Below are 16,830 nucleotides of genomic sequence, written 5' to 3'. Positions count from 1 at the left end.
AATAACCGATTCCTTATATGTTAAGAAATCGGTTATTTATTTCCCCACTTTTTTAGAGATCTTTTTCTTGTAATGGTTTTAAATGATTGATTTAAGGTTATAAACTTAAATCATAAATAAAAGATAAAATAAAAACTATATAAGAAATAAATGTAACGAAAACAAGGAAACATATAAACTGAGAATTAGATACATATTGTTCTATTCTTTTTTTCATGTTAATTCGTATTATTTTTCAAATGTGAAGTATCAATTGGAATTTGAGCTTTCCAAGAACCAATTACTTTTCCAATTCTAGTTATATTTACGTCTAAAGTAAGAGGCTGTTTAAAAACGTCTTTTTCTTCAGTAGTTATAACAAATGTAGCAACACCTTCAGGTCTATCATTATCACGAATGCCTATTTTATCTAACTTTTTACCTGCTGCCATAAGTTCAAAAGGAAGATAATCATCTGAATCATGGATAAATGATAGTCTCCCGTCATTTTTAATCTCAGGGTTTTCCTCTTGTTGCCCATCAATTTTACCATCATTCTCAAGATCTAATCCTGATGTATCAAATTCAAATGGTACTAAACTTCCGTCCGCTTTTTCCATTCTATAATGAACTGATATACGTGAATCTGCGATAAATACTTCTTTGAGATGTACAGTAATACCTTGATCTGTAATTTTTTCATCAATAGGAATATATTTACCATTCTTCATCATATCTTGTGTGATACCATTTTCATCTTTTATTCCTTCATTTACAACCTTATCGTTTGTAACTGCATTAGAAAAATACGAGGCAACATTTGTAGCCGCCACTTGTACTTGTGGAATCATTGCTGTTGTGAAAAGTGCTGCTGCAGCTACTGCTGTATAAATAAAACGTTTTGATTTTTTACTCATGTTTGTAAAGAGTCCCTTCTTTTGTTGTTTTTTGTGATTTATATTAGAAACATTGTCTAACTTGGAACGACTTTCAAATGTTTTCCATGCTTGTTCTATATCAATTTTGATTTCTTGTGGTGAATTTGCAGATTCTTCATCTAGCATTACGTTTTCCCATTGATTTAATTTACTAATTTCTATTAATAAATCTTGGCATGCTTCACATGTATCTAGGTGTTTTGTGAATTCCTTTCTTATATCATGAGAAAGTTCTCCATCAATATATGTTTGAATAAACCCGATATCATAACATTTCATTTGTTATGCCTCCTCCATTTGTTTATAAATCTTGCGAAATTTCATTTTGGCTCGGACCAATAATGTTCCAATAGAAGATATTTCAATTTGAAGTACTTCTGCAATTTCTTTATATTGAAAACCAGAGAATTTCATTAGTAAAAGGGTTCGTTCTCGATCATTCATTTTATTTAGTATTGTTTGGACCTTTGTAATTTCTTCTTTTCTTATCCAATCATCGTCTAATGATGAAACATTTTGTACTTCATGGTATTGTATTTCTTTATCAATCTTCGCTTGCTGCCTTTTTTCAGATCGAAAATGGTTATAGGCTACATAAGTAGAAGATTTAATCAACCATCCAGGTATGTTTTCAATCCCTTTCCAATCACTACGATATAATTGTAAAAATACTTCTTGTGCTAACTCTTCAGCGATAGATTGATCTTTAACGATCTAGATGATTTGTTTCACAGCGTAAGCATAGTACTGCTTAAATAAATCTTCAAAGGTCATATCAGAAGCATGACTTTCTTCATTTTCTATGGTTAACATGTTCGTTTAAACCTCACTTTCAATTTGATACCTGTATTATAGAGAAACCAGAAAAACGGATTTTGTGACAGTTTTTCTGGATATTTTTTATTATGTACTAAAAAAAGCATTCGTCTAATTAAAAGAGAAATGCAAAAAGGAAATGAAAACATAAAAACTATAACTCTTGCAGTAGTTGTCTATTAATGCACAAGAAAACAGTTAGTTTGTTGCCAAACTGTATCTAAACGTACAATTTCACTTCTTCTATTTTCATGAATATGTATAATTACATAAAATTTCAAAGAAAAAGAGAGTATACTTTCATATTGTGTAATAAAGATAAAGCCCGCCTACGGAAATAGGCGGGCTTTTTTTACTTATAAAGAAAAGACAACCTTTAAGGTGTCTTCCTTTTGAAATCTAGGTTGTCCAGTTTGTTTTACTTTGGTGCAATAGCAATATTGTTTGGAATAAAGTTTCACCATATTGCTATTAAACTAAAATATTAAGATTGCACTTAAACGAAATTTATAGCATCGAAGTTCATTTTGGAGGGGGGAATGTAATACTACATTTTTAAAGTATTCGTTACACTTGAACCTCTGCACATTACGTAGGGCTTTTTTCATGAAGAAAGGACACTCACGTGAGTGTCCTTTCGATAGTTTTTAGCAGAAGCAAGCAGCTCCAACGATGATTAATAAAATAAACAATACAACTAATAAAGCAAATCCTCCAGCGAAGCCACAGCCGCCACAACTACCACCAAAGCCCATAACAGTTCCTCCTTTAAATAGGAGGAGAAAAACAAAGGTTCACTCATGTGTTTTAACGGATTCCATTTACTTTATGCTTTTTACGAATAAATGGAGCAGGTCCTTTTCAAAATATATTTATTCTTAGCAGGAGTTCAAAGGAAAAACAGGAGAATCCATATTATTCTTTAAGAGCGAATAGATAGAAATCCGCTTTTATACCTTTCATTAAAATAATACTAGCATTATATATTATAAGGAATACTTGTCCTTAATTGTAAATGAAAGGGGGGAATTGATATGAGCTATGGCTATGGTCATCCTCCTGGAAGATGTCATAAACATCACAATGAAACTTTGTCAACGGGTGTATTACGTAGGCATTCCGCTACGTTATTTCTTACTGTTGAAGCTATGAATGTTGATCCAGATGATACTCGTAGAGTAACAGTTGAAATGTTTGATTGGTCATCTGGTTCTCCGGTATTGTTACCATTAATAGACCCTTCAACACAAACATTGCCACCTAATCGATATGTTACTTTTCGTTCAGCAGCTCTTCCTCCAGCACTTTTTGCTTATGAAGTAAGAATCATTCGTCCGAAAGATAGAGATGTTGTTACGAATGTTTTTGGTCTTAGTGCAATCGTATTTAACCCACAAGAAGGAAACAATGTTTTACAACATGATTTAGCAAAATTAGACCTTAAATAGATTTTATAAAGGTCTATTTATTGAGCATGATTAAAAAAAGAGTAGGATGTAATCCTACTTTTTTTTAACGTTAATTAGAACTTTAAAAGAAATCCTTCATTATTTTAGCATCTTTAATATTCACTATCACACCTTCTACCTTATCTTTCTTCTCATCTTTAGCAATCGAAATTTGCTCCTTATTATCAGCCCACACAAGAAATTCTTCTTTTGAGTCATCTTTATATGTAACAGTAATAGTAGAATGTGCAGATTCTCTCTTTTTTTGATCTAGTGTGATTTGTTTAGGAGTGCCTTTTTGGACTGCTGAAACGATAGATTGTATCATTTTTTCGTTGTCTGTTTGAGATTTGGAAGTAGTATGATTTGTTGTTTTCAGTATTTCAATGTCTGTAATATTAGCAGAATTTAATTGAAAGGTATTTTGTTTATGTTCTTGCTTAACTTGTGAAGCTTTATCTGTAGCCGAGGTACTTGTACAACCTATTAAAGTGAAAGATAAAGCGGTTAGAGCGCATATAGATATGATTTTTTTCATAGTATCCCTCCTCAAGTTTAATTATAACAATTTTCTGTTAATTTAGGTAGTTATTGTAAGGAGAAGATGTTTTAAAGTGGTAAATGATGATGTTCATTCTCTATTAAAATCAAAATTCACATAACTTTTTTCATATTTTATGTTTAACATTTCGAAAATGGGTGTACTACATATAATATAACAAATAATTCATTTTAAAGGAGGAAGTTAAAGATGGAAACGAAGTATAGTAAACCTTTTGTATATGAATTTATTACGGAGAAAGAGGTCATGAATGCGGCGAATGATCTCGTGAAAAAAGGAATAGACCAAAAAGATATTTACGTATTAACGCATGAGAAAGATAGGACAGATAGAATTGCGGACAATGCAGACGTGAATACAATTGGGATAAAAGAGGAGGGACTTGGGACAAGCATTATTAACGTCTTTCAAAAAACAGGAGATCAGTTAAGAAATAAAATGCAAGAGTTAGGGCTTAATGAGGAAGAAGCGAACTTTTATGAAGAAAAACTGGATGAAGGGAAAATCTTGTTATTCGTTAAGGATTTAGAAAGAGTCGGTGAATGGTTACAAGAAAGAAGATGCATGTATTCTATTTAAATTTGTATCCTTTAAATCTATAAATCTATTACGAAAAGGAGATTGTAAATATGAGTGAGAACGGACTAAAAGAACAAGTTAAAGGTAAAGTTGAAAAGAAAAAAGGACAAGTAAAAGAAGGAATTGGTGAAGTTACAGAAGATAGAGAGTTGAAAAATGAAGGGAAGTGGGAAAAAACGAAGGGAACGATAAAAGAAAAAGTCGGAAAAGTGAAACAAAAGATAAGTGATGAATTGGATAATAAAGAATAATATATGTTCATCAAGCTTTAGTTACATACTAAAGCTTGATGAATTCAATATAAAACGAATATAGGAGGTTTAATTGTGGGACTTATTATTACGTGTATTGTAGGTGGACTTATTGGTGCGTTAGCTGGAATGATTACAGGAAAAGACTTTCCGTTAGGTATAGTTGGTAACGTGATTGCCGGATTAATCGGATCTTGGGTAGGTAGTGCGTTATTTGGTCATTGGGGTCCTGAATGGGGAGGCATTTTTGTTCTTCCAGCGTTATTAGGTGCAATCGTCTTTATTTTAATCGTTACATTCTTCTCTAGAATGCTGCGGAAAGCGTAAGTATGATAATAAATAGTAATCTTAAGTTTATTATATATAGTTATAAAGTTAATGAACTGATAAAAATACATAAAAAAGCATCCAATTAAACTAATTTGGATGCTTTTTTATGTATTTTACATAGGAATGAGTGGAGGATGAAGAACCCCCACTCATTAACATTACACTTTCTATTATGTATTAAGCCATCGTTACCTTTTTACAATTATTTATTCTTACGACTTGCCTTGGTTCTATATGAGATAAGTCCTCGCTATTACTTATATCAACTACAATTGTATTCGTTAGTATGTTAATAATGGAACCAACTAATTTTGTAGCATGATCGTGTCGATAAGAAAATTGAACGAAATCTCCCTTTTTAAAGTTGTGCTCTTCCATAGATAGATCCCCCTAAAAATAATGTTTATACATTATACATACACAAAATTATAAGTTTTAAACATTTATTAGTACGATTTAAGTGTTAAGCCGAGAAAGGTGTAGAAAATTTATTTATAATGAAAATAAAAAAATATGTTTAAAACTAATTTTTATGGGTAATTAAATAGTAAAAGTTCGAGATAAGGGGGCGGAAATGATGAATTTGGCAATAAATATTTTGCAAAATGATGTAGGTTATACGGTACAACTTAATGGTGAGATTGATGCGTATACGGCATCAGATTTAAAAAATAAGGTAATGCCTATTACAAGCGAAAAAGAGGTTCATATTGTAGTAGATTTTCATAACGTAGATTATATGGATAGTACAGGCTTAGGAGTTTTTATAGCTTTATTAAAAGCAGTTAAGAAAAATGATGGGAAGCTAGAGTTTACTGGTGTGTCTAAAAGGCTAAAAAGATTATTTGATATTACAGGGCTAACAGAAATATTAAATTTGAATTCCGATTTTGAAAAAGTAGAAAGAAGGTGACTAGGGATGATGGAGAGATTTGAAAAGATAGAAATGAAAATTCCTGCAAAAGCAGAATATGTGGCTATTATTCGTTTAACAATGGCTGGTGTTGCGAATCGAATGGGCTTTGCTTATGACGATATAGAAGATATGAAAATTGCTATTAGTGAAGCATGTACAAACATTGTACAACATGCATATAAAGAAGACGTTGGAGAAATTACAATTGTCTTTGGCTTATATGAAGATCGATTAGAAATTATGGCTGCGGATAATGGAGTTAGCTTTGATTTTAATAGCTTAAAAAGTAAAGTTGGTCCGTATGATATTAATAAACCAGTAGAACATTTGCCAGAAAATGGTTTAGGTTTATATTTAATCAATACGTTAATGGATGACATACAAATTATGCATGATGAGGGCATGACAGTTTTAATGACAAAATATATACAAAGAGAGCAGGTGGAGAATGATGGAAATCCAATCTCAACCTACAAATCTTACTAAAGAAGACGTTATTAAACTAATTGCAGACTTCCAACAAAACCAATGTGATGAAGCACAGGAAAGATTGGTTAATCACTATAAAAATCTTGTATACTCCATTGCATATCGCTATTCAAAAGGTGGGCCGATGCATGAAGATATTATACAAGTAGGAATGTTAGGGCTCTTAGGTGCAATAAGAAGGTATGATTATTCGATAGGGAATGCTTTTGAGCCGTTTGCAATACCTACAATAGTAGGCGAAATAAAGAAATATTTACGTGATAAAACTTGGGGTATTCACGTTCCAAGGCGAATTAAAGATTTAGGCGGGAAGATTAAACTTGCGATAGAGGAGCTAACAGATCGTTTCCAGCGTTCACCAAAGATTATAGAGATTGCAGATCATTTAGGACTATCCGAAGAGGAAGTGCTAGAAATTATGGATGCGAAAAATAATTATCGCGTATCTTCCTTAGATGATGTAGTTGAAAATTCATCTGATGGCAGTTCGGTAGCGAGGATTGAATCTGTAGGTGAAGTAGAGCAAGGATATGAAGAGACAGAAAGGCGTCTCGTTTTAAAGGATATTTTCAACGTATTAAATGACACAGAAAAGAGTGTTATTCATTATATATTTGGAGAAAATTTAAATCAAAAAGATACAGGGGAACGGTTAGGTATTTCACAAATGCACGTTTCTCGTATTAAAAGACAAGCGATAAGTAAATTGAAGCAAGCAGCATTTTTAGATACATAAAAATTTAAAATCATTATGTTTAAAACATGAGAAAAGGGGTAGTTATTAAATATAGGAGGAGATATAAAAATGTCACACGATGTGAAAGAACTAATCGAAGGATTGAATGAAGATTTAGCAGGAGAATACTCAGCAATTATTATGTATAACCATAATGCAGCTACAGTTTCTGGTATATATAGACAAGTGTTAAAACCTTTCTTTGAATCTGAAATTAGTGATGAACAAGGACATGCCCTATATTTAGCGGAGAAAATTAAGACGTTAGGTGGTACACCTACTACAATCCCTTTACCAGTGAAACAAGTAGAAGATGTTAGAGAAATGTTAGAGTCGGCTAGACAATCAGAATATGAGACAATTAAGCGTTATGAAACGAGAAAAGAACAGGCAGCGAAATTAAATATGACAGAGTTAGTTGTAAAGTTAGAAGATATGATTGCAGATGAAACAAATCATATGGAAGAATTAGATCGTCTTTTAAATGACAAAGCAATGGTGTTAAATTAATAGTGGAAATTTATAGAATGAAAGAACAAACTCTCATTTCTGGGGGTTTGTTCTTTTGCTGTATAAAAATTATGTTAGAGTAGGAAATTTTCATTTTGTAACTGAGTATGCAATACTAGAAAAATAGAAAATGATAATAGATTTACATTTTAAATAAGAAAAGGGGAAATAACTTGTGTCCATTTTAATTGTCGATGATAATCCGGTTAACATCTTTGTAATTGAAAAAATTTTAAAACAAGCCGGATATCAGGATCTTGTATCGCTGAATTCTGCACAAGAGCTTTTCGAATACATTCAATTTGGAGAAGATTCTTCCAGGTATAATGAAATTGATTTAATCTTATTAGATATTATGATGCCTGAAATTGATGGACTTGAAGTTTGTAGGCGATTACAAAAAGAGGAGAAGTTTAAAGATATTCCTATTATTTTTGTTACAGCTTTAGAGGATGCCAATAAATTGGCCGAAGCTCTTGATATGGGGGCAATGGATTATATTACGAAACCTATAAATAAAGTTGAACTATTAGCACGTATGCGTGTAGCGTTACGCTTGAAATCGGAATTAAATTGGCATAAAGAACAAGAAGAAAATCTTCGGAATGAACTAGATTTAGCTACGCAAGTACAAAGAAACTTATTAAGTAGCCCATTAAGAGAAGATTATATAAAAATTGAAGCAAGTTACTTACCTTCATTTAAATTAGCTGGAGATATGTATTATTGGTATAAAATCGATGAAAACCGCTACGGTATTATATTATTAGACGTGATGGGACATGGTATATCTGCTTCATTAGTTTGTATGTTTATTTCGTCTGTATTACGTGAAACGATTAAATCTTTAATCGATCCAGAACTTGTCATTAAAGACTTAAATAAATATATGACTCTTTTACATAATGAGAATGACGATATTCCATATTATTTTACAGCGATATATTTAGTAGTAGATACAGAAAAGAGAACGATTGAATATGTAAATGCAGGGCATCCTTCTGGATACGTTTTAGTTGATGAAACAAATATGGTTGAACTAAATCGCGGGAGTTGTGCGGTAGGATTTTTTGATGAAATAAAAGTTAAAAAGACAGTTATACCTTTTGAGAAGAACGCTCAAATCGTATTGTTTACAGATGGTGTTCTTGAAGCAATTGCAAATGATGAATTTGAGGCTGAAGAGAAATTACGTACTTTTACAGAAAGAAAATGGGGAGATTTAGAAGGCGAGATAGAAGGGTTTTACAAGGAAGAACAAAAGAAAGCGCAATCAGATGATATGTGTCTAATTATGATACAAACGAATGCGAAATAAAAAGCGTATGAAATCCAAACAGAGGATTTCATACGCTTTTTATTGTATTTTTTGATAAATTTGTTCGCTAGGATTAAATTGGGTATAATGCGGCATTATATTTGAAAAACGAAGAGTTTCTTTATTTCCTAAACATAGAAAACCATTGTGACCTAAGCTTTCATAAAATAGTTGCTGCACTTGATTTTGAAGTTTACTTGTAAAGTAAATTAAAACGTTACGACAAAGTATAATATGAAACTCGTTAAAAGATTGATCGGTTACTAAATTATGCTGTGCAAAAATAATGTTTTGTAAAAGTGATGGATTAAAATAAGCAAAACGATTATCTGTTGAATAATAGTTAGAAAATGCTTGTGTACCGCCAGCTTGTAAATAATTTTTCGTATAAGTTTGCATTTTATTTAACGGGAGGATAGCTTGTTTTGCTTTTTCTAACACATTTGTATTCATATCTGTTGCGTAAATAACCGACTTTTCACTTAATCCTTCTTCGTGAAGTAAGATGGACATTGATAATACTTCTTCACCAGTTGCGCATCCAGCATGCCAAATTCTAATTTCAGGTTGCTTTTTTAATTCAGGAATAACATGCTCTCTAAGCGCTTTAAAAAAGGCAGGGTTACGGAACATCTCAGTTACATTAATCGAGAAATCATTTAATAACTGTTCTAAAACCCCTTCCTCGTGAATTACTTTTTCAATTAATTTTGAAATGGTAGGGATATTAGAGAGCTGCATTCTATTACAAATTCTTCTATAAATAGATGTGCGAGCATATTGGCGAAAATCAAATCCTGATAGTTTAAATACCGCTTCCAATAGTAATTCAATTTCTAAGTTCGTGCGCTCATCCGTATCTACTGATGGATCAAAATTATAATACTTATTTTCCACTCCAACTAAACCTCACTTATTTTATTAACCATACACTCATTACTGAATAGAGTTGATGTAGATTTAATGGTTTACTTATATAATCTGAAGCGCCAGCAGATAAACATTTTTCCTTATCATTTGGCATTGCTTTAGCAGTTAATGCGATAATAGGTATTTCATTTAACCCTAAGTTCATTCGGATATTTTCCATCGTTTCATAACCGTCCATATTAGGCATCATAATATCCATTAAAATAAGGTCAATATTTGTATTACTTTTTAGTATTTCTAAACACTCTAAGCCGTTTTGGGCAGTAATAATGTTTGCATTTTGTTTTTTTAATGCGTTTTGTAACGCAAATATATTTCGATGATCATCATCGACAATTAAAATGGTTTTCTCTTGGAAGACGTTATTTGTTTCGGGAGTAACGATAGTTTCTTCAACAACTTCAGCAGGAATAACATCTTCTATCGTTGCTGCGACTTCTAAATTGGATAACTGTATATCTGGTAATCCATTTGGAAGGTTAGGAATATATACCGTGAAAGTACTACCTTCTCCTACATTACTCTCTAACGTAATCCAACCACCTAACAATCTAGCAAACTCTTTACAAATAGATAAACCTAATCCTGTACCACCATACTTCCGAATCGTTGCGCCATCTGCCTGTTGAAAGGCTTCGAAAATAAGTTGATGCTGTTCTTTAGCGATACCAATACCAGTATCTTTTACTGAAATTGTAATCCAATCTTTACTTATAGACTGCATATCATGACTTAAATTACTTGTTTCTATCGAATCGAAATGTAAAGAAACGGATCCTTTTTCTGTAAATTTAAATGCATTGGATAATAAGTTTTTAATAATTTGCTCAATCCGTTTTGCATCTGTATAAAACAGATCAGGAATCGTATCACTGTCTTCAATAGTAAATTCGACATTTTTTTGTGCAGCTATATGTAAAAAGTTTTGATGCATATTGGCTGCCATGTCACTTATGTTCATTGCTTCAAAAATGATGTCTAGTTTGCCTGCTTCTACTTTAGATAAATCGAGTATGTCATTAATTAAAGTAAGTAAGTCTTTCCCTGATGAATGAATGACAGTTGCTAATTTAATCTCATCGTCGGATAAATTGTTATCATGATTTTCTCTTAACATTTCAGATAATAGTAAAATACTATTTAACGGTGTGCGTAATTCATGTGACATATTTGCTAGGAACTCAGATTTGTATTTTGAGCTGCGTAACAACTCGCTTGCTTTTTCTTCTAATTCTGATTTAGTAATTTGTAAGTCAGCTGTCTTCTGCTCAGCCTCTTCAGTTCTAGACTCTAATTGTTCATTCGTTGTTCGTAATTCTTCTGCTTGCATTTGTAGTTCTTCCGCTTGCGTTTGCAATTCTTCTGATTGAACTTGTAACTCTTCTGTCATTGCTTGTGATTCATGTAAAAGAGTTTGAATTCGCATACGTCCCATAATGCTATGGATTGTTAAACCTAGATTATCAACGGTTTGTTGAATTAAATCTTGATGTAAATCTGAAATCTCAGTTACACTTACTAACTCCATTACTGCGATTACTTCATCCTCAAATAAGATAGGGATGATTAATAGATTTTTAGGACGTATTTCTAATACTCCGCTAGTGACATAACGAAACTCTTCGGGTATATCCCTGAGAATAAAACTTTTCTTTTCTAAGGCAGACTGTCCAATGAAACCTTCACCCATTTGAATGGATTGTTTCCCAATATCAGCACCTTGATCGGCGAAAGAAGCTTTTTTCACATAGTAGACAGTTTCTTCATATTCTTCACGTACATAAAATGCACCGCAAGAAGTTTGCGTTTTTTGTATAATTCCACTAAGAATTTTTTTACCTAACATCTCAATAGAAGATACACCTTGATACATTAAAATTAATTCTGCAAGCTCCGTTTGTAACCACTCTCTTTTCGATATTTCGTCTAGTAGGTGATTCGTTGTATGAGCAAGATCTTTTATTTCATCACGTGTGTTTACATGAATTCTTTCCGTGATTTTTTCTTTAGAAGAAATGGATTTAATAGCTTGAATTACATTTTTAATCGTTTTTGTAATGGAATTCGAAATATAGAGTGAAATGATAATAGAAATACAAGAAAGTAAGAACAATAAACTGTATAACCAAATCTCTAATTTATTATTTTCAGTATCTAATTGTGCTGCTCTTTTTTTTGTTAATTGCTCCTCAGTGCTACGGAAGTTAGTTACCTGTGACTGTAATGACTGAATTTGAGTCGTGTCGATTGTTTGTACATTATTACTATTATGATTTGCAATTAACGGGTGAATCTCTTTATTTATCCAACTAATAATATTTTCGTTAATCTGTTTTAATTTTTCTTGCTGAGATGGGTTATCCTCTAATAATGAGAAAAGATCTTGATAATGCTTTTCGTAATCCTTTTCCGCAGAATTAAGAGATTGTACGTAATTTGGATTATTAGAAATGATAAACCCTTTCGCTTTATTTTCAATTGTTAGTAAATCTTTCTCCACTTGATTTGTTAAATTGAGAACTTTAAAATCGTGATCAATAATAAAATTACGAGATTTTTGTAAATTAGAAATCTCATTGTTCAACATAATGAAAGAAACAAGTAAGAACAAAATGATAACTAAATAACCAGCCATAATTTTGTAGCGAATACTAAATTTTGCTTTCGAGTTCATTAAAAATTCCTACCTTCAAGGTTATTAAAACTTTTCTATTTTAAAGAATGAAAAACGTAATATATATTATATCAGTTTTCATAAGGCTAAACTAGAAATCCCCCTATTGTATTAGGGGGTTCTTTTTTTATAGAGGAAATCATTTTGAAATATAAAAACATATATGAAAGGTAGTAAACGAGGGAATAGAGGATAACAAATATTCTAAGAAGGGAAGAGTGTTCTTAAAGCTCTTTTTGCATCTATTCCTTCAAAAATAAATAATACAAGATCTCTCTTTTTTACAGTAAGGAAAAAGGATACTAGAGTGCTTAAGTTTTTAATAGAAGTAAGTGTTCCGTGTTTACTTATAAATACATTCGTTTGAAATGTTGTCATTAAAGCATAAAAATGATGAATCTGAGTTATTGTAGGTGTTTCATTATAAGAAATAGTAGTAGAGTGAATGGCGTTCATCGTAATATTCCTTTCCATATAGTAAGCATAACAATATAAACATACCCGTTTAAAAAAATGTTAAACATATAAATAAGAAAAAATATAATTATAGTTTTTTACGTTTAGAAAAGGTTAGGAAGGGTATACATATACTACAAAGAGATTGACTGAAGATGAATTGTAAGATGTCTATGTTTAGTAGATTAGTCTATCAAAATATACTTTTACTTTAAATAAAAAGGAGCCTGGTATACATGAATGAAATGATGATTAATATTACATTTGATTTAATTTACTTGTTAAGTAGTTCACTTGTAGTGCTTTTACTATTCGCTTTTTTCGTAAATGGTTATGTTAATAAGAAAATTAGTGTATACAGAAATGAAGAAAAATAAAGATACATTATATAAAAATTTAGGAGGTTAATAGTTATGAATGTAGATAGAAAAATAGTAGGTGTTTTTAGAACAATTGATGATGCGGCACTCGTTATTAATGAATTAAATGAAAAAGGATACTCAGCAGACAACATTTCAGCTATTGCGAAAGATCAAAAGGAAATTGAACATCTGGAAGAAAAATCGGGTGAAAAAGTGAATAGCGAAACTGCACATAAAGCAGATATCTTTTCAGCGACAGGGCTTGTAGCTGGAGGAGTAGCAGGCGGACTCGGTGGTTTATTAACAGGTCTTGGTATACTTGCCGTTTCTGGAATGGGTCCAATTGTAGCAGCAGGACCAATCGCAGCAGCTATTGGAGGAGCTGGTATTGGCGGAGGAGCTGGAAGTTTAATAGGAGCATTTATCGGCTTAGGAATCCCTGAAGACCATGCTAAAAAGTATGAAGAATATATTTACGATGGAAATATATTAATTTTAGTAGATGCAAAATTAGATGATAAGTTAGAAATCTATAAAATATTTGATAAGCATAATGCCTATAACTCTGATTTCTTTAAATAAAATGTAAACAAAGTGAATATCGTTTTTGATCTTACAACTTTGGCGCGGCCGAGGAGTCGTATGACTATAAGAGAGGAAGGGCTTATAGTAAAAGATCAAGTCCTATTATGATATTGAGAAGGGAAGAGGTGTCTATTCGTGATTGTAAAAATATTAAAGGATAGTAGTAATAGTTTCCTTTGCACAGTTCAAAGTAAAAATGGAGATCGGTATGTGAAAAAATGGTTTAGTAAACATGAAAATAATAAAGAATTAGGGCGACCAACTTTTAAAGAAGTAGAAAAGGATTGGAAAGAAAATAGAGACTCGTTTATGTATCCCAATATTAAAGCGCTTTATTAAAATGAAACATAAAGCGCGTTTTATTATTACAAAATTGTCACACTCCTGTAAGGTAATTCAATAGATTAGTTACTTTTTCCATGTCATAATAAAGACATAAGAAAGCTAATCAAAAATTATAATTTATAGGAGAGTGTCAGTCATGATTGTAACAACAACGTCTGGAATTCAAGGTAAAGAAATTATTGAGTATATCGATATTGTAAATGGTGAAGCTATTATGGGTGCAAATATTGTCCGCGATTTATTCGCTTCTGTTCGTGATGTTGTCGGTGGTCGTGCTGGTTCTTATGAAAGTAAGCTAAAAGAAGCTCGTGATATTGCGATGGACGAAATGAAAGAACTTGCAAAACAAAAAGGTGCGAACGCTATCGTTGGTGTTGACGTAGATTACGAAGTTGTTCGTGATGGAATGTTAATGGTTGCTGTAAGTGGTACAGCTGTACGTATATAAGTAAATAAAAAACAGGCTCACCCCTTGAAGTTTATGCTTTGAGGGGGTTTTTATTTTTCTTTTGTTCATGACTAAAGTTAAAATAGAGAAGGGCCGATGTACTAGCTCGCTTATTTCAAATGTAGTATATTATTTCTTAAGAAAAAGTGATAAAATGGAATTTTTTGTATTTAAAGAAGGTGTTAACTTTATGACAAATAATAAAATTGCTATTTGAGATATGAAGAGAATTAGTGGTATGAATAATTTTAGAAAGTGTATAGTTGATAAAAATAAACGATGGAGTATGTAAAGAGTTATATTACATAAAATTTATTATGAATGGAGGCGGTTACACTATGTTTTGGTTAGGATGTTTTTTAGGCTACATTGTAGGTTCTGTTATTACATGTGCGCTACTTTACTTTGGATATAGATCCAATGAAAATAAAAAAGCGGATATGCAAAAAGGGGAGGAGAGAAAAATCAATAAAAGAGGTGTATAGTAGGCGAAAGGTAAGGTGATAACATTGATGCAAAAATAAAGGACAGTTACATATTTTATATGATTACTATGTACTGTCCCACTTATTCCTTTTGGATTAGGAAAAATTGTTTCCTGTCTTGCTATAAAATTCATAGGCAAAAAAAACAAATAAATAGCCTATTCCGGATCCTAAACTCACTGCAAGAAGTGAATAATCCGGGAAAAACATGCCGAAAATCAAACCGATTATACAGCCGACAAGCATTCCTATCGGTATGAAACTGTCTAATAAAATTTGAGCCTCATTTGATTTTTTCTTACCCAATTTGCCGTGCTTATATTTATGTTCCAATCTTTTTATTACAAATACTACAATTCCGCCGACTAGTATAATAGGCCAAATTGCCGAAATGAACCACATGTTAGAAGCTCCTTTCACCTTTCAATATAATTGTACCAAAAAATTACAATTATAGACTGCTAAACGTACTATCTAGTCTATTTAAAAGGTAAATGCAAAAGACTTCTTCTTTTGCATTTAATAACTCGTCAAAAACACTTTCCGATACGATAAACTTAACTAAATCTATACAATTCAATCAAATTTACACAAGTTAGTGCTTCATCGTGTTCTCGCAACCCCGAAGGGACGAGGGGTATAACACTCCACACGAGGCAGTATCGTTACCTCCTATTATCAAGCATTTATTTTATCCATCTTGATAAATTTATCGCAGCATTTACATCCCTATCGTGATAGCTATTGCATGAAGCACAACACCACTCACGTATTTTTAAGCTCCACTGTCCTTCTGGTTGAACTGAATGGTCGTATTTTACTCCGCAACATGAGCAAATCTTGCTTGAAGCGAACCATTTATCAGCTTTTACATACGCAATGCCGTACTTCTCGCACTTGTATGACAAACATTGAAAGAAGAAGTGTAATTTTTGAAATGAAAATGCTTTCGATAGTTTTTTGTTTTTTAACAGGTTTGAAATAGATAAGTCTTCCACAACAATCCTCATTGGTTTGGTTTTCACCAATTTAGCTGTTGCTTGATGGATATGGTTATTTCGGATATTCATAATTTTCCTAGATAACCGCAGGTGCTCAGCTTTCGCTTTTTCATATCCAGCAGATTGAATTTTCACACCTTTTTTAAATCTCCTAGACATATCTCTTTGCGCTGACTTTTTCCTTTTCAAAAGTTTTTTAACCTTGGCGTCTTTGTTTATATTTCGTTCTTTCGTACCATTAGAAGCTACAAACAGCTCTTTTAAACCAACATCCACACCGATTGACTCATTGGTTAGTTCTTGTGATTCAAAGTCTTCTTGGAACCCCACACTAATCCACCAGTGGCGACCATCAAAGGTAACTCTTGGATTGGATGGTTTTTTATTTCTTGGTAGTTGTTGGCTTGTTTTCACTTCTCCAATAGACTGAATATGAACGACTTTTTTTCCTATAATCAGTCTTTCATAATTGGCATAAAATCCTTGGATCAAATCTTTTTTTGATTTATAAGAAGTGTGAGAACCATTTTTGTACTTTTTGAACGAATTTTTTCTCGCCGTATCAAAATCTTTTGAAGCCTGTTTAGGAACTTGTGCATTAATGTCTTTTAACCACTCATATCTCTTTCGCTTCTTGATCTTTGTAAATCGTTTCTGTAAAGCTAACTGTGA

General features: G+C 32.0%; 23 protein-coding genes and 1 pseudogene. 14 read left to right on the top strand and 10 right to left on the bottom strand.

Features of this window, described 5'->3' with window-relative positions; genetic code table 11:
- Positions 1 to 218: 218 nt before the first annotated feature.
- The 3 genes and pseudogenes from QO049_RS27445 to QO049_RS27435 all read right to left on the bottom strand — a co-directional run bounded on the left by QO049_RS27445 (position 219) and on the right by QO049_RS27435 (position 2,488).
- A complete protein-coding gene (locus QO049_RS27445; RefSeq protein ID WP_284489672.1) occupies positions 219 to 1,196 on the bottom strand; it encodes a DUF4179 domain-containing protein in 978 nt (325 codons plus the stop codon).
- A 3-nt stretch (positions 1,197 to 1,199) separates the two neighbouring features.
- A pseudogene (locus QO049_RS27440) lies at positions 1,200 to 1,730 on the bottom strand (RNA polymerase sigma factor SigX).
- 650 nt (positions 1,731 to 2,380) lie between these two features.
- Positions 2,381 to 2,488, bottom strand: a complete 108-nt coding sequence (locus QO049_RS27435) for a YjcZ family sporulation protein (protein ID WP_000505670.1) — start codon at positions 2,486 to 2,488, stop codon at positions 2,381 to 2,383.
- Between the two features lie 279 nt (positions 2,489 to 2,767).
- Here QO049_RS27435 and QO049_RS27430 point away from each other — a divergent pair, with 279 nt between their 5' ends.
- Complete coding sequence (locus QO049_RS27430; protein WP_000120204.1) at positions 2,768 to 3,181, top strand: hypothetical protein; 414 nt, start codon at positions 2,768 to 2,770, stop codon at positions 3,179 to 3,181.
- 82 nt (positions 3,182 to 3,263) lie between these two features.
- On the opposite strand, the gene QO049_RS27425 is transcribed toward QO049_RS27430, so the two are convergent.
- Positions 3,264 to 3,719, bottom strand: a complete 456-nt coding sequence (locus QO049_RS27425) for a hypothetical protein (RefSeq protein WP_000720857.1) — start codon at positions 3,717 to 3,719, stop codon at positions 3,264 to 3,266.
- A gap of 213 nt (positions 3,720 to 3,932) precedes the next feature.
- Here QO049_RS27425 and QO049_RS27420 point away from each other — a divergent pair, with 213 nt between their 5' ends.
- From QO049_RS27420 to QO049_RS27410, 3 genes are all read left to right on the top strand, one after another.
- A complete protein-coding gene (locus tag QO049_RS27420; RefSeq protein WP_000448802.1) occupies positions 3,933 to 4,322 on the top strand; it encodes a YflT domain-containing protein in 390 nt (129 codons plus the stop codon).
- 50 nt (positions 4,323 to 4,372) lie between these two features.
- Entirely contained in the window at positions 4,373 to 4,573 is a 201-nt protein-coding gene (locus QO049_RS27415; protein WP_001293468.1) for a CsbD family protein, read from the top strand.
- Between the two features lie 75 nt (positions 4,574 to 4,648).
- A complete protein-coding gene (locus tag QO049_RS27410) occupies positions 4,649 to 4,900 on the top strand; it encodes a GlsB/YeaQ/YmgE family stress response membrane protein (RefSeq protein ID WP_000522903.1) in 252 nt (83 codons plus the stop codon).
- A 180-nt stretch (positions 4,901 to 5,080) separates the two neighbouring features.
- Here the strand turns inward: QO049_RS27410 and QO049_RS27405 are convergent, their stop codons facing one another.
- The gene (locus QO049_RS27405) at positions 5,081 to 5,281 is read right to left on the bottom strand and encodes a hypothetical protein (protein WP_000391011.1); all 201 of its coding nucleotides are present in this window, start codon (positions 5,279 to 5,281) and stop codon (positions 5,081 to 5,083) included.
- 196 nt (positions 5,282 to 5,477) lie between these two features.
- Here QO049_RS27405 and QO049_RS27400 point away from each other — a divergent pair, with 196 nt between their 5' ends.
- From QO049_RS27400 to QO049_RS27380, 5 genes are all read left to right on the top strand, one after another.
- A complete protein-coding gene (locus QO049_RS27400; protein WP_002060869.1) occupies positions 5,478 to 5,816 on the top strand; it encodes an STAS domain-containing protein in 339 nt (112 codons plus the stop codon).
- Positions 5,817 to 5,822: 6 nt separating this feature from the next.
- Positions 5,823 to 6,305, top strand: coding sequence for an anti-sigma B factor RsbW (rsbW, locus tag QO049_RS27395; protein ID WP_000970580.1), 483 nt, complete (start codon positions 5,823 to 5,825; stop codon positions 6,303 to 6,305).
- A complete protein-coding gene (gene sigB / locus QO049_RS27390; RefSeq protein WP_002093898.1) occupies positions 6,268 to 7,044 on the top strand; it encodes an RNA polymerase sigma factor SigB in 777 nt (258 codons plus the stop codon). The genes rsbW and sigB overlap by 38 nt, the downstream gene beginning before the upstream one ends.
- Positions 7,045 to 7,113: 69 nt before the next feature.
- Complete coding sequence (locus tag QO049_RS27385) at positions 7,114 to 7,554, top strand: ferritin-like domain-containing protein (RefSeq protein WP_000017755.1); 441 nt, start codon at positions 7,114 to 7,116, stop codon at positions 7,552 to 7,554.
- Positions 7,555 to 7,729: 175 nt separating this feature from the next.
- Positions 7,730 to 8,872 (top strand): fused response regulator/phosphatase, encoded by a 1,143-nt coding sequence (locus QO049_RS27380; RefSeq protein ID WP_000025538.1) that lies wholly within the window; start codon positions 7,730 to 7,732, stop codon positions 8,870 to 8,872.
- Positions 8,873 to 8,911: 39 nt separating this feature from the next.
- Here QO049_RS27380 and QO049_RS27375 read toward each other — a convergent pair whose 3' ends face one another.
- The 3 genes from QO049_RS27375 to QO049_RS27365 all read right to left on the bottom strand — a co-directional run bounded on the left by QO049_RS27375 (position 8,912) and on the right by QO049_RS27365 (position 12,932).
- Positions 8,912 to 9,769 carry a CheR family methyltransferase gene (locus QO049_RS27375; RefSeq protein WP_000429042.1) on the bottom strand — a complete coding sequence of 286 codons (858 nt, stop codon included), beginning with the start codon at positions 9,767 to 9,769 and terminating at the stop codon, positions 8,912 to 8,914.
- A 16-nt stretch (positions 9,770 to 9,785) separates the two neighbouring features.
- Positions 9,786 to 12,476, bottom strand: a complete 2,691-nt coding sequence (locus QO049_RS27370; protein WP_284489671.1) for an ATP-binding protein — start codon at positions 12,474 to 12,476, stop codon at positions 9,786 to 9,788.
- A 204-nt stretch (positions 12,477 to 12,680) separates the two neighbouring features.
- Positions 12,681 to 12,932 (bottom strand): hypothetical protein, encoded by a 252-nt coding sequence (locus QO049_RS27365; RefSeq protein WP_000991357.1) that lies wholly within the window; start codon positions 12,930 to 12,932, stop codon positions 12,681 to 12,683.
- Positions 12,933 to 13,168: 236 nt separating this feature from the next.
- On the opposite strand from QO049_RS27365, the gene QO049_RS27360 reads away from it, so the two are divergent.
- The 5 genes from QO049_RS27360 to QO049_RS27340 all read left to right on the top strand — a co-directional run bounded on the left by QO049_RS27360 (position 13,169) and on the right by QO049_RS27340 (position 15,157).
- Positions 13,169 to 13,309, top strand: a complete 141-nt coding sequence (locus tag QO049_RS27360; RefSeq protein ID WP_001004571.1) for a hypothetical protein — start codon at positions 13,169 to 13,171, stop codon at positions 13,307 to 13,309.
- Positions 13,310 to 13,345: 36 nt separating this feature from the next.
- The gene (locus tag QO049_RS27355) at positions 13,346 to 13,876 is read left to right on the top strand and encodes a general stress protein (protein WP_001100100.1); all 531 of its coding nucleotides are present in this window, start codon (positions 13,346 to 13,348) and stop codon (positions 13,874 to 13,876) included.
- A 138-nt stretch (positions 13,877 to 14,014) separates the two neighbouring features.
- Positions 14,015 to 14,218, top strand: coding sequence for a DUF4028 family protein (locus QO049_RS27350; RefSeq protein WP_098283705.1), 204 nt, complete (start codon positions 14,015 to 14,017; stop codon positions 14,216 to 14,218).
- Positions 14,219 to 14,360: 142 nt separating this feature from the next.
- Positions 14,361 to 14,672: a YbjQ family protein gene (locus QO049_RS27345; protein ID WP_000637511.1), complete on the top strand. Its 312-nt coding sequence runs from the start codon at positions 14,361 to 14,363 to the stop codon at positions 14,670 to 14,672.
- Positions 14,673 to 15,010: 338 nt separating this feature from the next.
- Entirely contained in the window at positions 15,011 to 15,157 is a 147-nt protein-coding gene (locus tag QO049_RS27340) for a hypothetical protein (RefSeq protein ID WP_000498632.1), read from the top strand.
- Between the two features lie 96 nt (positions 15,158 to 15,253).
- Here the strand turns inward: QO049_RS27340 and QO049_RS27335 are convergent, their stop codons facing one another.
- Entirely contained in the window at positions 15,254 to 15,559 is a 306-nt protein-coding gene (locus tag QO049_RS27335) for a hypothetical protein (RefSeq protein WP_098286236.1), read from the bottom strand.
- A gap of 284 nt (positions 15,560 to 15,843) precedes the next feature.
- The coding region (locus QO049_RS27330) for an RNA-guided endonuclease InsQ/TnpB family protein (protein WP_284489670.1) at positions 15,844 to 16,830 on the bottom strand (987 nt) is incomplete at its 5' end.

Origin of the sequence: Bacillus sp. RB3, assembly GCF_030164735.1 — a bacterium.
Taxonomy (GTDB): Bacteria; Bacillota; Bacilli; order Bacillales; family Bacillaceae_G; genus Bacillus_A; species Bacillus_A cereus.
This window is presented reverse-complemented; position numbering and strand designations above follow the sequence as displayed.

What these genes read in the sequence shown, in the direction of transcription:
- QO049_RS27425 (WP_000720857.1), bottom strand. Translation starts at nt 3,719, where the DNA reads ATGAAAAAAATCATATCTATATGCGCTCTAACCGCTTTATCTTTCACT.
- rsbW (WP_000970580.1), top strand. Translation starts at nt 5,823, where the DNA reads ATGATGGAGAGATTTGAAAAGATAGAAATGAAAATTCCTGCAAAAGCA.
- QO049_RS27430 (WP_000120204.1), top strand. Translation starts at nt 2,768, where the DNA reads ATGAGCTATGGCTATGGTCATCCTCCTGGAAGATGTCATAAACATCAC.
- QO049_RS27370 (WP_284489671.1), bottom strand. Translation starts at nt 12,476, where the DNA reads ATGAACTCGAAAGCAAAATTTAGTATTCGCTACAAAATTATGGCTGGT.
- QO049_RS27435 (WP_000505670.1), bottom strand. Translation starts at nt 2,488, where the DNA reads ATGGGCTTTGGTGGTAGTTGTGGCGGCTGTGGCTTCGCTGGAGGATTT.
- QO049_RS27360 (WP_001004571.1), top strand. Translation starts at nt 13,169, where the DNA reads ATGAATGAAATGATGATTAATATTACATTTGATTTAATTTACTTGTTA.
- QO049_RS27385 (WP_000017755.1), top strand. Translation starts at nt 7,114, where the DNA reads ATGTCACACGATGTGAAAGAACTAATCGAAGGATTGAATGAAGATTTA.
- QO049_RS27405 (WP_000391011.1), bottom strand. Translation starts at nt 5,281, where the DNA reads ATGGAAGAGCACAACTTTAAAAAGGGAGATTTCGTTCAATTTTCTTAT.
- QO049_RS27415 (WP_001293468.1), top strand. Translation starts at nt 4,373, where the DNA reads ATGAGTGAGAACGGACTAAAAGAACAAGTTAAAGGTAAAGTTGAAAAG.
- QO049_RS27445 (WP_284489672.1), bottom strand. Translation starts at nt 1,196, where the DNA reads ATGAAATGTTATGATATCGGGTTTATTCAAACATATATTGATGGAGAA.
- QO049_RS27355 (WP_001100100.1), top strand. Translation starts at nt 13,346, where the DNA reads ATGAATGTAGATAGAAAAATAGTAGGTGTTTTTAGAACAATTGATGAT.
- QO049_RS27400 (WP_002060869.1), top strand. Translation starts at nt 5,478, where the DNA reads ATGATGAATTTGGCAATAAATATTTTGCAAAATGATGTAGGTTATACG.
- QO049_RS27420 (WP_000448802.1), top strand. Translation starts at nt 3,933, where the DNA reads ATGGAAACGAAGTATAGTAAACCTTTTGTATATGAATTTATTACGGAG.
- QO049_RS27335 (WP_098286236.1), bottom strand. Translation starts at nt 15,559, where the DNA reads ATGTGGTTCATTTCGGCAATTTGGCCTATTATACTAGTCGGCGGAATT.
- QO049_RS27365 (WP_000991357.1), bottom strand. Translation starts at nt 12,932, where the DNA reads ATGAACGCCATTCACTCTACTACTATTTCTTATAATGAAACACCTACA.
- QO049_RS27345 (WP_000637511.1), top strand. Translation starts at nt 14,361, where the DNA reads ATGATTGTAACAACAACGTCTGGAATTCAAGGTAAAGAAATTATTGAG.
- sigB (WP_002093898.1), top strand. Translation starts at nt 6,268, where the DNA reads ATGATGGAAATCCAATCTCAACCTACAAATCTTACTAAAGAAGACGTT.
- QO049_RS27340 (WP_000498632.1), top strand. Translation starts at nt 15,011, where the DNA reads ATGTTTTGGTTAGGATGTTTTTTAGGCTACATTGTAGGTTCTGTTATT.